General features: G+C 63.8%; 13 protein-coding genes. 3 read left to right on the top strand and 10 right to left on the bottom strand.

The window, feature by feature from the left end; all coding sequences use genetic code 11:
* Position 1: 1 nt before the first annotated feature.
* The 6 genes from FAZ98_RS34280 to FAZ98_RS34255 all read right to left on the bottom strand — a co-directional run bounded on the left by FAZ98_RS34280 (position 2) and on the right by FAZ98_RS34255 (position 4,567).
* Positions 2-514, bottom strand: coding sequence for a DoxX family protein (locus FAZ98_RS34280; protein ID WP_158958500.1), 513 nt, complete (start codon positions 512-514; stop codon positions 2-4).
* 99 nt (positions 515-613) lie between these two features.
* Positions 614-832, bottom strand: a complete 219-nt coding sequence (locus FAZ98_RS34275) for a pentapeptide MXKDX repeat protein (protein ID WP_158958498.1) — start codon at positions 830-832, stop codon at positions 614-616.
* Between the two features lie 250 nt (positions 833-1,082).
* Complete coding sequence (locus FAZ98_RS34270; protein ID WP_158958496.1) at positions 1,083-1,766, bottom strand: GntR family transcriptional regulator; 684 nt, start codon at positions 1,764-1,766, stop codon at positions 1,083-1,085.
* 249 nt (positions 1,767-2,015) lie between these two features.
* Positions 2,016-2,960, bottom strand: coding sequence for a dihydrodipicolinate synthase family protein (locus FAZ98_RS34265; RefSeq protein ID WP_158958494.1), 945 nt, complete (start codon positions 2,958-2,960; stop codon positions 2,016-2,018).
* Positions 2,961-3,569: 609 nt separating this feature from the next.
* Positions 3,570-3,935 carry a DUF4406 domain-containing protein gene (locus FAZ98_RS34260; RefSeq protein WP_158958492.1) on the bottom strand — a complete coding sequence of 122 codons (366 nt, stop codon included), beginning with the start codon at positions 3,933-3,935 and terminating at the stop codon, positions 3,570-3,572.
* A complete protein-coding gene (locus FAZ98_RS34255) occupies positions 3,932-4,567 on the bottom strand; it encodes an NUDIX domain-containing protein (RefSeq protein WP_158958490.1) in 636 nt (211 codons plus the stop codon). The genes FAZ98_RS34260 and FAZ98_RS34255 overlap by 4 nt, the downstream gene beginning before the upstream one ends.
* Positions 4,568-4,712: 145 nt before the next feature.
* Between FAZ98_RS34255 and FAZ98_RS34250 the strand changes: the two genes are divergently transcribed.
* The 3 genes from FAZ98_RS34250 to ligK all read left to right on the top strand — a co-directional run bounded on the left by FAZ98_RS34250 (position 4,713) and on the right by ligK (position 7,567).
* Positions 4,713-5,468 carry a DeoR/GlpR family DNA-binding transcription regulator gene (locus tag FAZ98_RS34250; protein ID WP_158958488.1) on the top strand — a complete coding sequence of 252 codons (756 nt, stop codon included), beginning with the start codon at positions 4,713-4,715 and terminating at the stop codon, positions 5,466-5,468.
* A 387-nt stretch (positions 5,469-5,855) separates the two neighbouring features.
* The gene (locus FAZ98_RS34245) at positions 5,856-6,881 is read left to right on the top strand and encodes an amidohydrolase family protein (protein WP_158958486.1); all 1,026 of its coding nucleotides are present in this window, start codon (positions 5,856-5,858) and stop codon (positions 6,879-6,881) included.
* A 2-nt stretch (positions 6,882-6,883) separates the two neighbouring features.
* Entirely contained in the window at positions 6,884-7,567 is a 684-nt protein-coding gene (gene ligK, locus FAZ98_RS34240) for a 4-carboxy-4-hydroxy-2-oxoadipate aldolase/oxaloacetate decarboxylase (RefSeq protein WP_158958484.1), read from the top strand.
* A gap of 972 nt (positions 7,568-8,539) precedes the next feature.
* Here ligK and FAZ98_RS34235 read toward each other — a convergent pair.
* From FAZ98_RS34235 to FAZ98_RS34220, 4 genes are all read right to left on the bottom strand, one after another.
* Complete coding sequence (locus FAZ98_RS34235) at positions 8,540-8,992, bottom strand: PRC-barrel domain-containing protein (protein WP_158958755.1); 453 nt, start codon at positions 8,990-8,992, stop codon at positions 8,540-8,542.
* A 234-nt stretch (positions 8,993-9,226) separates the two neighbouring features.
* On the bottom strand, positions 9,227-10,249 hold the full coding sequence (gene motB / locus FAZ98_RS34230) for a flagellar motor protein MotB (protein ID WP_158958482.1): 1,023 nt from the start codon (positions 10,247-10,249) through the stop codon (positions 9,227-9,229).
* A gap of 10 nt (positions 10,250-10,259) precedes the next feature.
* Positions 10,260-11,129: a flagellar motor stator protein MotA gene (gene motA / locus FAZ98_RS34225; RefSeq protein ID WP_158958480.1), complete on the bottom strand. Its 870-nt coding sequence runs from the start codon at positions 11,127-11,129 to the stop codon at positions 10,260-10,262.
* A 30-nt stretch (positions 11,130-11,159) separates the two neighbouring features.
* Entirely contained in the window at positions 11,160-13,124 is a 1,965-nt protein-coding gene (locus FAZ98_RS34220) for a putative bifunctional diguanylate cyclase/phosphodiesterase (RefSeq protein WP_158958478.1), read from the bottom strand.
* Between the last annotated feature and the right edge of the window lie 553 nt (positions 13,125-13,677).

The following is a 13,677-nucleotide window of genomic DNA, read 5'->3' as shown; positions in this document are numbered from 1 at the left end:
GTTACGAAGCGATTTTCAAAAGGCGCGCGTAGAACGGTTTGAGCAGGGAGTCGACGGCAAGAGGGCCCGCGCCGCTGAATAGCAGGCTGACGATTCCCGCAACATAGAGCGCATCGGTTTCGTAACCGGGCGGCCCGAATTGCGGCACGCCGTTGACGACCGCCATCAGCTTGATCGACGTGAATCCGAACGGCAAATGCACTGTCAATGTCGCGACCATCAACACGGCGATCATCGGCACGGCAATCAGCGGAACGAACGCACCGAGCAGCATGGCCAGTCCGCCGAGCAGTTCGATGGCGATCGTGGCCCACGCCATCACGTGCGGGAGGGGAACGCCGAGCGCATGGAGAATGGCGGCGAACTGGTCGGGGTTCTTGAGGATTTTTGCGTAGCCGTGCGCGATGAAACCATAACCGACGATCAGGCGAACCGGCAGGGGCGCGTAGGTGGAGAGTCGCGCGGCCAGCCACGACGGTTCGAAAATGCAGAGCAACGAGCGAAGACGAGTCATGAGCAAGGCGATGTCGATGCGGCTCCGCCGATGCCGACGGAACCGCAGGAGGCTTCGGGCGCGAATGCCCGAACGCGGAGGGCGAGAAGGCGGGAACGCTTACTTGGCCATCGCGTCGGAAGCCGGATGCATCTTGCCCATGGCGTCGTGCTTCTTCATCTTGCCGTGGGACATGGCATCGCTCTTCGACATGCCGTTGCCTTTCATCGCGTCGTGCGACATGGCGTTGTTGCTCATGGCCCCGCTGGCCTGCGCGAAGGCGGCACCCGCGCCGAGCGTGAGTGCGGCGGCAATGGCGGCGTTGATCAGTGACTTCATGGTGAGGCTCCTCGCAAAGATGATTGGCTGGAAATACGTCGAGCCCGCGAGCAGCACAGGCGCTGCTCAGGAAAGAGCCGACATGCCAGTTAGTTCGTTGCGAAAGCGCGATGGGTTACAGCATGCGCCATTTTTTTTTGCGTTGGCGCGGCGGCGGATGAGCGACCGGGTTGGCAGCGAAGGAAGCAAGCGAGGCGCAGACGTAGCCGCGGCCACGCGCGGTACGTCGTGATGCCTGGCGCAAGCCGCTTCAGAGCCGCCTGCGCGACAGAACGAATTGCTCGAGTTCCTTGCACGCGTGTTCGATGTGGCGCTTCAACAAGGCTGCGGCGCCCCGCACGTCGCCGGTCCGGCACAGGCGCACGAGTTCGCCGTGTTCCTCTTCCGCGCGCTGGCAACTCTCCGCGCTCAGCGACAGCTGTAAGCGCGTGTACCGGTCGGTCTGCTGCAACAGGCTGGCGACGATCGCCGCCGTGCGCGGCTGCTCGGCGCGCGAGAGGAGCACGTCGTGCAGCCGTGTGTTCAATTCGCCCCAGCGGGCCTGATGCTGCGCCTGCAGTTCCTGCCGGTACTCCGCGAGAATGACGTCGAGTTCGGCGAAGTCTTGCGCCGTGAGCTTTGGCGCCGACTTTTTCAGCAGCAACGGTTCCAGCAAGCCGCGCAGCGTGAACAGTTCGCTGATCTCGGCGATCGACAGTTCCGAGACCACCGCGCCCTTGTGCGGCACGATCCGGACCAGACCTTCGCCTTCGAGCTGCACCAGCGCCTCGCGCACGGGGATACGGCTGATGCCGAACTCCGCCGCGAGCGCGTCCTGCCGAAGCTGGAAACCCTCGGGCAACTCGCCCGACACGATCTTGCGGCGCAGCTCGTCGGCGGCGCGTTCGGCAACCGTAACGGAGGACAGGCGGCTGCCGGTGGCGGGTGAGTTCATTGCGAATTACCGTGTGGAGTCGATGCGTGTGGGCGTTTCTGGATGTATAAATTATATCAATAGCGATCGACGCATCACTCGGCCAAAGCGGGTAGGCAGTCTGTGTCCAGTCGACTGCGAACCTACCAGCGTCATCGATTGTATAAATTATGAACCGACCGATGATGTCCGCTTCGCCGCGCCCGCGGCAATCGAATGGCATTGCCGCGGGCGCCCGTTATCGCGCGTGGCCGCGCGACCCTTCCTTCCTCACGCGTTGACGGTCTTCGACCATTCCGCGTACCAGTTGCGGAACAGCGCGTACTGCGTTTCGGCGTAGCGGCGCTGGGCGTCGCTGAGCACGTCCGTTTCGTTGAAGTGCAGCGTGTATTCCTTTTCGCCGTTCAGGACCATCAAGTACTTGTAGTACAGCACGAGGTCGGTGCCTTCGTCGAACGAGGACAGCACGGCGAGCGCCGACTCGAGTTCGCGCGCGAGGCGTCGCGCCGTCACGTCGCCCCTGGCGGCCTTGCCGCACAGGTCGACCAGTTGCAGCACTTCACGCGGCAGGGCGTTGCCGATGCCGGTGATCGCACCCGTGGCGCCGCAGTTGACGAAGCCATGGAACACCTGCGTGTCGACGCCCGCCATCAGCGTGACTTCGTCGTCCTGACTCGTGATGTGCTCCGCCGCGTAGCGCATGTCGGCGGCGCCGCCGAATTCCTTGAAGCCGATCAGGTTCGGATACTTCGCACGCAGTTCGAAGAACAGGTCCGCACGCGTGGCGAAGCCGTAATACGGGCTGTTGTAGATGACGGCCGGCAGCTTGGGCGCGGCTTCGAGGATGGCGGAGAAGTGCGCCTTTTGCGCGGCCGGCGACGCGCCGCGCGACAGCACGCGCGGAATCACCATCAGGCCGCCCGCGCCGACCTTGGCCGCGTGCGCGGCGTGAGACACCGCTTCCTTCGAATTGACCGCGCCCGTGCCGACGATGGTCGGGATACCGGCCGCGACGAGACGCGCGACACCTTCCTGGCGCTGCGCTTCGGAAAGCAGCGGCCAGTCGCCCATCGAACCGCAGTACACCACGGCGCTCATGCCGAGATCGACGAGTTCGCGCCCTTTGGCGACCAGTGCGTCGTAGTCGGGTTGGCGGTCGGCCGTGCAAGGCGTCATGAGGGCGGGGATGGTGCCGGTGAAGATCGAGTCGCTCATCGTATTTCCTTAAACATTCGTGAAGGGTTCGGGGCGGTGGTGCGAGGCCGTCGGCGGAATCGGGTGGTGCGACGCGGGCGCGTCGGTCAGTCGATCCGGGCGTTCGTCGCGGGCAAACGTCACGCGCAGAAATCCTACATCAAATGAATATTTTATACAAAACGTTAACGCAGGATGGGATCGATAAGTTGTTAAGTGATTGAAATGTATTGGATAAATTGAACTTATCAGTGGCTGGCGGCTTGGGATTTTTGGGTGAATGTGCGTTGTGTCTGTGGATATTGTATAAATATTGGATTCTGTCCCGAATTCTTCTGCAAGCCTCTTGCACAAATTTGTACGGGACGATTTGCGCCCGCGAAGCGCGTTTGCCGAGCGAATCGGCAGCGTGCGGGCAAGGAGAAGTGCCGAGGGCGCAAGAGAGCGCATCGCGAGAAGCGGCGCCGCGACGAGCACCGGCAATCGGCTGGCGTTCACCCGCCGCGATCCGAATCGCACGAAGCGGCAAGCGCGGGAATGCGTATATCGGCATGGCCCCGCGCCGGAACCGATCGATCTTTTATCGATTCATTGGCCCACGGCAGGGTGGCGCATTGGGCCGCGCTCGCATCACACGACCTCGGGCAAGTCGTCGATGTCGAGATAAACCGGTATGCCGAGGGTGCGCGCGAGATCGACATCGCCGTCCGCGCCTTTTGATTCGCCCGGAATGCGCAGCACCGCGTCGCATCGCTCGATCAGCCTGCGGGCGGCCGGGTAGAGAAAGCGCTCGCTGATGTCGTCGCCGATCTGTGCGGAACCGGCCGCGCGAGCCAGCGGCAGCGATACCCACTCGCCCACCACGGGAAGATGGCCGCGCTCGTACACGGCGAGTGCCGCGCCTTCGAGCCGGCGCAGATTGTCGGCGATGCGCGCGGGGTCGCCGCCGGTGCCGCCCCGGTACGGGCCGGCAATCAGGATGAGCCGGGCTTTCATGCGATGGCCCCTTGCGACAGACGATGCAGCGCGAGGTGCTGCAGCAGCATGATGGTCTTGCCGTCGCAGATCTCGCCGCGCTCGATCATGCGCAACGCGTCTTCCAGCGGCACTTCGAGTACTTCGAGATCCTCGCCTTCCTCGGCCACGCCGCCGCCCGCGCCGGGGCGCCCGTTCGGGTCGCGCGGATCGTACTCGCCGAGATAGAAGTAGAGCTTCTCCGTGACCGATCCGGGGCTCATGTACGCCTCGAACACCTTGCGCAGATTGCGCACGCGATAGCCCGTTTCCTCTTCCACCTCGGCGCGGATGCGTTCGTCGGGCGCGGCATTGTCGAGCAGACCGCCGGGTGCTTCCACCATCATGCCGTCGTGGCCGTTCACGAATGTGGGCATGCGGAATTGCCGCGTGAGCACGACCTTGCCGCTGTGCGGGTCCTGCAGCAGGATGGTCGCGCCGTTGCCGCGGTCGTAGGTTTCCCGGCTTTGGCGCTGCCAGCTACCGTCGCGGCGCTGGAAGTCGAACGTGACTTTGCGCAGCACATACCAGTCGTCGGAGAGCACGGCGGTGTCGATCACGCGTACACGGTCCCGCGTAGCGGGCTGGTCGGTGCCGGAGTTGGGGGCGGTCATGACGCTTCCTCATCGTGAATGTCGATAATTCATGGTATCGTGCAGTTTCGTGCAAAATCAAGAAAATTCGTGCAAACGCATTCCGGCGAAATCGACGGGACTCGACGGATATCGCACCCACGAATTTCGATATCTCGAAAGAACGATGCTGACCGATCAACGGAAGAAGGCGATTCTCGAAGCCCTGAAACGCGAAGGCCAGGTGCTGGCGGGCGAACTGAGCACGCGCTTCGGCGTGTCCGAAGACACCGTGCGGCGCGATCTGCGTGAACTCGCGGCGGAGGGGTTGCTGCAACGCGTGCACGGTGGCGCATTGCCCGCTTCGCCCGCGGTCGCGCCCATCGCGCAGCGGCGCGGCATGGAAGTGGCGGCCAAGCGGCGCATTGCGCAGCAGGCGGCAGCCATGATCGAGCCGGGGCAGGTCGTGATCGTCGATGGCGGGACGACCTCGGCGCTGCTGGTCGAATGCCTGGCGCCAACCCTGGCGGCGACCATCGTCACGCATAGCCCGGCGATCGCGGTGGCGCTCGCGGAGCACGCCACCATCGACGTCGTGCTGATCGGCGGGAAGCTCTACAAGCATTCGGTGGTGACGGTGGGCGCGGCGGCGGTGGAAGCCATCGCGCACATTCATGCCGACCTGTACTTCATGGGCGTCACGGGCGTGCACGCGCAGGCCGGTTTGAGCACGGGCGATTTCGAGGAGTCGTACGTGAAGCGCGCGCTCGCGGCGCGCGCGGCGGAAACCGTCGTGCTGGCTTCGGCGGCGAAACTCAACGCGGCGTCGCCGTATCGCATCGGGCCCATCGAGATGGCACAAACGCTCGTGGTCGAACGCTCGACCAGCGCGCAGCTGCTCGAACCGATCGAAGCCGCGGGCGTTACCGTAATGCGCGCGTAAGTCGCGGGCACGGATTGCGGTCATCGGCTCATGGGCGGCCGCCGTGCTCGCCGCGCGCTTATCGACATCGTCAAAAAAGGGTACGCCATGCGTGCTGGCGCCGCGCACGGCGGCCGGGCCGCGCGTGCCTCCCGCGCCGCTGTGCGTAGCCCTCCGGGCGCCCAATTCGAATCCCTTCATAGTCCATCTAATATAGTTATCGACACGTTTTTCCAGGGCTTTTTCGTCCATACTTTGCCGCTAGAAAGGGTATGCGGCTGATTCGGGGGAGACGCCATCGATCAGCCGGTCAAGCGCGCGGGCGGACAATACATTTCCCTTATCGTCCGCGGTCAGCCAACGAACCGGCACGGCAAGCGAGCTTTGCACGCGCCATAAGAGGAAAGCATGATCATCGATATTCACGGTCATTACACGACCGCTCCCAAGGCGCTGGAAACGTGGCGCAACCGCCAGGTCGCGGCACTCGGCAATCCGGCGGAAATGCCGAAAGTCTCCGAACTGCAGATCAGCGACGACGAACTCCGCGAATCGATCGAGCAGAACCAGCTGCGCCTGATGCGCGAGCGCGGTCTCGATCTCACCGTGTTCAGCCCGCGCGCGAGCTTCATGGCGCATCACATCGGCGACTTCAACGTCTCGAGCACGTGGGCCGCCATCTGCAACGAGCTGTGCTACCGCGTGAGCCAGCTGTTTCCCGAGCATTTCATCCCGGCCGCGATGCTGCCGCAGAGCCCCGGCGTGGACGTCGCCACCTGCATTCCCGAGCTCGTCAAATGCGTCGAGCAATACGGCAACGTGGCGATCAACCTGAATCCCGATCCTTCGGGCGGCCACTGGACGAGCCCGCCGCTTTCGGACCGCTCGTGGTATCCCATCTACGAGAAAATGGTCGAGTACGACATTCCGGCGATGGTGCACGTGAGCACGAGCTGCAACGCCTGCTTCCACACCACGGGCGCGCACTACCTGAACGCCGACACGACCGCGTTCATGCAATGCCTGACCTCGGACCTGTTCCGCGATTTCCCGACACTCAAGTTCGTGATTCCGCATGGCGGCGGCGCGGTGCCGTATCACTGGGGCCGTTTCCGCGGTCTCGCGCAGGAAATGAAAAAGCCCTTGTTGAAGGATCATTTGCTCAACAACATCTTCTTCGACACCTGCGTGTATCACCAGCCGGGCATCGACTTGCTCACGCGCGTGATTCCCGTCGACAACATTCTGTTCGCGAGCGAAATGATCGGCGCGGTGCGCGGCGTGGATCCGGAAACGGGTCATTATTTCGACGACACGAAGCGCTATGTCGAAGCCGCGAGCATCGACCCTGAACAACGCTTCAAGATTTACGAAGGCAACGCACGGCGCGTGTATCCGCGCCTCGACGCGGCACTCAAGGCACAAGGACGCTGATCATGTACGAACTCGGAGTGGTGTATCGCAACATCGTGCGCGCGGATGCGCGCGTGGCGGAACAACTGGGCGCGCTGGGCAGCGCGACCGTGCACGAAGCCATGGGGCGCGTGGGTCTCATGAAGCCGTATATGCGGCCGATTTATGCGGGCGCGCAGGCGTCGGGCACGGCGGTGACGGTGCTGCTTCACCCCGGCGACAACTGGATGCTGCACGTGGCGGCCGAACAGATTCAACCGGGCGACGTGGTGGTGGCCGCCATTACCGCCGATTGCACCGACGGTTACTTCGGTGACCTGCTCGCGACGAGCTTCAAGGCGCGCGGCGCGCGTGCGTTGATCATCGACGGTGGCGTGCGCGACGTGAGCGTGCTGCAGGAAATGGGCTTCCCGGTGTGGAGCAAGGCGATTTCGTCGAAGGGCACCATCAAGGCGACGCTCGGCTCGGTGAACATTCCGGTGGTGTGCGCGGGCGCGCTGGTGAATCCGGGCGACGTGGTGGTCGCCGACAGCGACGGCGTCGTGATCGTGCCGGCCGCGAAGGCCGCCGAAACGCTCGACAAGGCGAGCGCGCGCGAGTCGCTCGAAGCCGAGAAGCGCGCGAAGCTGGCGTCGGGCGTGCTCGGGCTGGATATGTACAAGATGCGCGAGCCGCTGGAGAAACTGGGCCTGCGCTACATCGACTAAATTACGTCGGTCGATACGTTAGCCAACTGCGCAAAAAACTTGGCCCGGCCTCTCAGGAGGTCGGGCCTTGTTCGTTGGTTGCTACAGGTTTGCATTTACGGCGATACCTCTACGGCGATACAGCTTAAACAGTACTTCTACGGCGGAATGTCTACAGCGGTATATCTACGGCAATACGTTTACGGGGTACGTATTCATCGGTACATCTACGGCGGTACATCTACGGCGGTACATCTACGGCGGTACATCTACGGCGGTACATCTACGGCGGTACATCTACGGCGGTACATCTACGGCGGTACATCTACGGCGGTACATCAACAGCAGTACATCGACAGCAGTACATCGACAGCAGTACATCGACAGCAGTACATCGACAGCAGTACATCGACAGCAGTACATCTACAGCGGTACATCTACAGCGGTACATCTACAGCGGTACATCTACAGCGGTACATCTACGGCGGTACATCTACAGCAGTACATCTACAGCAGTACATCTACAGCAGTACATCTACAGCAGTACATCTACAGCAGTACATCTACAGCAGCACATCTACAGCAGCACATCTACAGCACTACACCAACCCCCCCGCTTCACTTCAACACCAAACCACACGATCGTAAGCCACGGTACGTCGATAGACGTTCTTCCCACGCCAGCTGGAGAACTCCATATAGGCGCACTCCAGCACCAGAATCCAGTTCGAAATTCCCATCACCGTCCCCGCCTGTTCGCTTGATACTCACTCGATCCGAGCTTGCTGCGTCCTGCTTTGGTCTCTTCGCGCCGGCTTGTCTCGTCCGACCGTGAAACCAGTTTAAAGCGCGCGCGCCGCGGGCAATCGGGCGAGAAAGACGCCATAAAGCCTCCAGTTCGATCATTCGCTCGCTGGCCGGGCAAAACGTTAAAAAACAAGGTGGCCCCAGACGCGTACGCCGCGTCTGGGGCCACCATGAGTGCTGGGACTGTCAATGCAGGTCGTCGCGTGCCGGCGTGACCGGTTCGACGGCGGCCCAATACGGTTCAGCGCCGTAGTACGCGTGCAGTGTGCTGCCCCAGCGCGCATCGGCCATGGTGGGCCAGCTGTCCTTGTCGAAGCCCGGCGCATCCTTCACGCGCTCCGACGACACGTTGAGCAGGAAGCACTTGCGGCTCGTATCGAGCACGAGTGCGTTCCAGGGAATGGCGAGCAGCTTGTCGCCGATACCGAGAAAACCGCCCGTCGATAGCACCGCATACGCCACGCGGCCGCTTTGCACGTCGAGCATGATTTCCTTGATCTTGCCGACTTCCTGGCCATCCGAACTAATCACGCGGTCGCTGTCGAGCGTGCTCGCCGCCATGACGTTCGGGCCGGGACCGGCTGCGCTCAACTGGCCCTTGCCGACGATACGGGCGCCGTGGCTGGCCGAGGTGGGCATCGGAGGAGGAGTGAAGGTAGGCATGATGGTCTCCTGAGGAGCTACATTGGGATGTGAACCGCGCCAGCGCGTCTGGATGCGATTCATATCGTGCGGGAGCGCAAGCCGCGTGCCCTCCATTCGCCCTTAAACGCCAAAAGGGCCGTACGCCATGCCGCAATGCAAAAAAAACCGCATGACGTTCGCGAACGTCATGCGGCTCATCGAGCGGGAAAGCGAGGTGTCCGTGTCCGACTACGACGCCTTCGGCGTCGCGGGCACCGCGGGCGTTGCCGTGGCGGTCGCGCGCGCCGTCGTTGATGTCGGCGCCGGCGATGGAGCGGCGGTTTTCTCGGGTGCGGCGGCATTGAAGTGCCCCGCCTGCTCGAAGAACGCGCGCTCGGCGGCCTTGTTCAGCACGAGAATGCTGATACGCCGGTTGAGCGGGCTGTCGGCCGTGTCCTTGTCGAGCGGAAGCACATCCGCGAGACCGCGCACCTGCAGCAGCTTCTCTTCGCGCAGATGACCCGCGACCAGCGCGCGCCGCGCCGCGTTCGCGCGATCGCTCGACAGCTCCCAGTTCGAATAGCCCGCGAGACCGCCCGAATACTGCACGGAATCCGTATGGCCCGCGATCGACACGCCGTTGTCGACGTCGTTGAGCGCGCTGCCGATCTGCACGAGGATCTGGTACGCGTAGTCTTCGAGCTTCGCGCTACCGGTCGCGAACATCGGCCGCTTGAGCGAATCGACGAGTTCGATCCGCAAGCCTTCGTCCGTGATCGACATGCGAATCTGGTCCTTGTACGCCTTCAACTCCGGCTTCTGCTCGATGAGCGCCGTGAGCTTCTGCTTCAACTCGGAGAGTTTGGCCTTGTCGGTGTCCGTCACGGGCACGGCGACGGGCACGCCGTGCGCGGCCGTGTTCTTCGCGGTCGGACCGCCCACGGCCGGCGTTTTCGACGACAGATCGCGACCGCCGCCCTGCACGACGCTCGGGTTCGGGTTCGCCGAATTCGGCTTGCCGCCCATCATGCTGGAGAGCGGCGTGTTGAAGTACTTTTCGATGCCGTCGCGGTCGTACTGCGAGGTCGAGCCGAGCAGCCACATCAGCAGAAAGAACGCCATCATCGCCGTCACGAAGTCGGCATAGGCGATCTTCCACGCGCCGCCATGATGACCTTCGTGCCCGCCGCCTTTCTTTACGCGACGCACGATGGTCGTGGTGGCCGCCGCGCCGTCTTGCGAGCCGCGCCCGCCGGAATTACGTTCCGCCATGTTCGAACTCCTAAGCAGCCTTCGGCGCCTTGGTCGCGCGCACGGCTTCGTCCAGCTCCTGGAAGCTCGGGCGGTCGGCCGTGAACAGCACTTTGCGGCCGAATTCCACGGCCACCGGCGGCGCATAGCCCGCGAGCGAGGCGAGCAGCACGGCCTTCACGCACTGGAACGGCTTGCTGGCGGCCTTGCCCTTGGCGTTGAGCAGATCGGCGAGCGGGCCGACAAAACCGTAGGCGAGCAGAATGCCGAGGAAGGTGCCCACGAGCGCGCCCGCGATCATCTCGCCGAGCACGGCGGGCGGCTGGCCCACGGAACCCATCGTGTGGACCACGCCCATCACCGCCGCGACGATGCCGAACGCGGGCAGGCCGTCGGCCATCTTCTGGATCGCGTTGGGCGCCACGGACACTTCGTGATGGTGGGTTTCAAGCTCTTCGTCCATCAGGTCCTGCATTTCCATCGGATTGACGTTGCCGCTCGACATCATGCGCAGGTAGTCGACGATGAAGTCGAGCAGATGATGGTCGGAGAGCACGCGTGCGTACTTCTGGAACAGCGGGCTGCTTTCGGGCGCTTCGATATCCGCTTCGAGCGCCATCATGCCTTCCTTGCGCGCCTTGTTGAGCAATTCGTACAGCAGCGCGATGAGTTCCAGATATTGCGCCTTGCTATAGCCGCCGCCCTTGAAACAGGTGGGGATGGCCTTGAGCGTCTTGCCGAGCGTGGAGCGCGGGTTGCTCACCACGAACGCGCCGATCGCCGCGCCAAAAATACAAAGGAGTTCGAACGGTTGCACGAGTGCGGGCAGGTGGCCCCCCACGCCCACGAAGCTTCCGATCACCGATCCCAGCACGAGGACCCAGCCGATTGCGACAAACATGATATGTACCTTCTTCCCAGAATGGAGTATTTACGCGGCTTCTATGAGCCACTTGTGATGTGATTCGGATTGCGAAAGATCGATGTCCAGCAGGGCGTCGATCTCGCGCGCCGCCATCGCCTTGCCGAAGAAATAGCCTTGCGCGTAATCGCAGCCCTTGGCCGCGAGCGTGCGGGCGATCTCCGCGGTTTCCACCCCTTCGGCGACCGTGGCCATGCCGAGGCTCGACGAGAGCGCGATGATCGCATCGACGATCTTCGCGCTTTCATTGCACGTCGCCATGGAAAGGACGAACGAGCGGTCGATCTTCACCTTGTCGACCTTCAGCTCGCGCAGCCGCTGCAGGCTCGAATAGCCGGTGCCGAAGTCGTCGAGCGCCATGCGCAGCCCCGCGCGGCGGAAGTCGGCGAGCACGGCGCGTGCGACGTCGAAGTTGTGCATCAGCGCCGACTCGGTGATTTCGATCTCGAGGCGCTCGGGCGGCATGCCTTCGTCCGCGAGAATCGTGAGCAGGAGCGCGGCCAGTTGCGTGTCCTTGAACTGCGCGGGCGACAGGTTCAGCGCGAGGTGATAGCGCTGCGGCCAGCGCAGCGCGTCGCGGCAGGCGCGGCGCAGGATCGAGGCCGTGAAGGCGGGCGAAATGCCCATCTGCTCGATGAGCGGTACGAACACGTCGGGCGAAATCCAGCCGCGCTGCTCGTGGTGCCAGCGCGCGAGCACTTCGAAGCCGGTGGTCTGGCCATCGGCGAGACGCACGAGCGGTTGATAGAACGGGCGAATCTCGCCGCCCGCGAGCGCGCGGCGCAGGTCCGATTCGAGCGAGGCTTGCAGGCGCAGCTCGTCGTCCATCTTCTGTTCGAAGAAGCGATACGTGCTTTTGCCTTCGCACTTCGCGCGATACATGGCGATGTCGGCAGCGCGCAGCAGCGCGTCGGGGTCGCCGCCGTCGCGCGGAATGCACGCGATGCCGATGCTCGCGTCCACGTTGATGCGCACCTTGCCGATGTCGATGGGCGCGCGGATCGCGGCGAGCAGACGCTGCGCGAGTTCGCTCGCGGCTTCGACATGATCGTCGCGATGCACGCGCACGAGCACCGCGAATTCGTCGCCGCCCAGCCGCGCGACCGTGTCGCCGTCGCGCACCACGCGGCGCAGGCGCGCCGCGATTTCGCACAGCACCGTGTCGCCCGCCGCGTGGCCGTGGAAGTCGTTCACGGGCTTGAAGCGGTCGAGGTCGATCACCAGCACGAGATAGTCGGTCGAATGGCGCTGTGTGGCCTCGAGCGCCGTGGCGAGTTCGGCGGCCAGCAGGCGGCGGTTCGGCAAGCCGGTGAGCGGATCGTGGCGGGCCAGCGTTTGCGCCTGCGCTTCGGCGGCGCGCGTGGCTTCGTGCGCCATCTTCAGCTCATGCGATTTTTCGCACAACGTATCGAACGCGCGAGCCAGCGCGCCGATCTCGTCGGAGCGATTCAGCGGGGGCAGCGCGCGCATGTCCTCGCCGTGCGCGAGACGCACGAGCGAGTCGGTGAGTGTCTTGAGCGGGCGCAGCAGCGTGAGTTCGAGATGGCGCAGCAGCAGCAGGCCGAACGCGAGCGTCGTGAGCGCGATGGCGAACGCCGATTCGAGCGTGCGATGCAGGCGCGAGCGCACGTCGTCGGCTTCGCGATGCCACGTTTGCCCGGCGGCGCGCGACGCGGTCAGGGCAGGCACAGCGGACGTCGACGGTTGCGCGGGCAACGTCGGCATCTCGTTCGCGGCGTTGGCGGGGCGATCGTTCCAGAGCGTATCGGCACGTTCGAGCGCATGACCGATCGCGACGAGCTGGCTCGCGAGCAGCGCCGTTTGCATGGCGAACAACGCGAAGAACATGCTGATGAACAGCTTGGTGCGCTTGCGCAGCGAGGCGCGCAAGGCGGCACGGGCGCGCGCATACCAGGCGCCCGCGGGCACTGCGGCGTCGCCGTGATGCAGCGTGGCGAAAGCTTCCTGATTCATCTCCCGTATCCCGTTCATTAAATGCGACGCGTGCGCGACAGCGCCGCGAGACGGCGCGCGGCGTAGTGGCGCGACGTAGCGGGTTGACGGATTGCCGCGGTCGAACGCGAAGCTTGCGGCAGCGAAGGCGACAGCGATGCACGACGGCTGTGCAACACGGCGCGCGTGCGCGTGCCGGTGCTGCGCGCCGAGGTAGCGGGGCGAAGGGTGATCAATCGCAGGGTTGACGCCAGGGATCTCATGTGACCGGTGAATGCAAGTGAACTTTGCCCTCTTTACGGCGGCGCCCCCGCGTTGCTTAAGCCACTGGCACGGTTTTTTTAAAGGGCTGGAACGTTGCATCAAGGCCGAACAGGCGTGGCCAAATTGGGTAGATAGTTGGGATGGCGAATTAACCGGGTGGTGAATTGAAGCCGTTCGAATCGCGTCAATCGCCCGTGAATGCACGCGTTCGCCATGACGCGCCACGGCCGCGTGAGCCGGCGCGCAGACTCGAAACGCCCGCGGTATGGAACGGTCGTGCGCTTCGCCGCGCCGCCGCGCGCCCCGGCGC

Source organism: Paraburkholderia acidisoli, from assembly GCF_009789675.1.
Taxonomy (GTDB): domain Bacteria; phylum Pseudomonadota; class Gammaproteobacteria; order Burkholderiales; family Burkholderiaceae; genus Paraburkholderia; species Paraburkholderia acidisoli.
This window is presented reverse-complemented; position numbering and strand designations above follow the sequence as displayed.

What these genes read in the sequence shown, in the direction of transcription:
- FAZ98_RS34280 (WP_158958500.1), bottom strand. Translation starts at nt 514, where the DNA reads ATGACTCGTCTTCGCTCGTTGCTCTGCATTTTCGAACCGTCGTGGCTG.
- FAZ98_RS34275 (WP_158958498.1), bottom strand. Translation starts at nt 832, where the DNA reads ATGAAGTCACTGATCAACGCCGCCATTGCCGCCGCACTCACGCTCGGC.
- FAZ98_RS34270 (WP_158958496.1), bottom strand. Translation starts at nt 1,766, where the DNA reads ATGAACTCACCCGCCACCGGCAGCCGCCTGTCCTCCGTTACGGTTGCC.
- FAZ98_RS34265 (WP_158958494.1), bottom strand. Translation starts at nt 2,960, where the DNA reads ATGAGCGACTCGATCTTCACCGGCACCATCCCCGCCCTCATGACGCCT.
- FAZ98_RS34260 (WP_158958492.1), bottom strand. Translation starts at nt 3,935, where the DNA reads ATGAAAGCCCGGCTCATCCTGATTGCCGGCCCGTACCGGGGCGGCACC.
- FAZ98_RS34255 (WP_158958490.1), bottom strand. Translation starts at nt 4,567, where the DNA reads ATGACCGCCCCCAACTCCGGCACCGACCAGCCCGCTACGCGGGACCGT.
- FAZ98_RS34250 (WP_158958488.1), top strand. Translation starts at nt 4,713, where the DNA reads ATGCTGACCGATCAACGGAAGAAGGCGATTCTCGAAGCCCTGAAACGC.
- FAZ98_RS34245 (WP_158958486.1), top strand. Translation starts at nt 5,856, where the DNA reads ATGATCATCGATATTCACGGTCATTACACGACCGCTCCCAAGGCGCTG.
- ligK (WP_158958484.1), top strand. Translation starts at nt 6,884, where the DNA reads ATGTACGAACTCGGAGTGGTGTATCGCAACATCGTGCGCGCGGATGCG.
- FAZ98_RS34235 (WP_158958755.1), bottom strand. Translation starts at nt 8,992, where the DNA reads ATGCCCACCTCGGCCAGCCACGGCGCCCGTATCGTCGGCAAGGGCCAG.
- motB (WP_158958482.1), bottom strand. Translation starts at nt 10,249, where the DNA reads ATGGCGGAACGTAATTCCGGCGGGCGCGGCTCGCAAGACGGCGCGGCG.
- motA (WP_158958480.1), bottom strand. Translation starts at nt 11,129, where the DNA reads ATGTTTGTCGCAATCGGCTGGGTCCTCGTGCTGGGATCGGTGATCGGA.
- FAZ98_RS34220 (WP_158958478.1), bottom strand. Translation starts at nt 13,124, where the DNA reads ATGAATCAGGAAGCTTTCGCCACGCTGCATCACGGCGACGCCGCAGTG.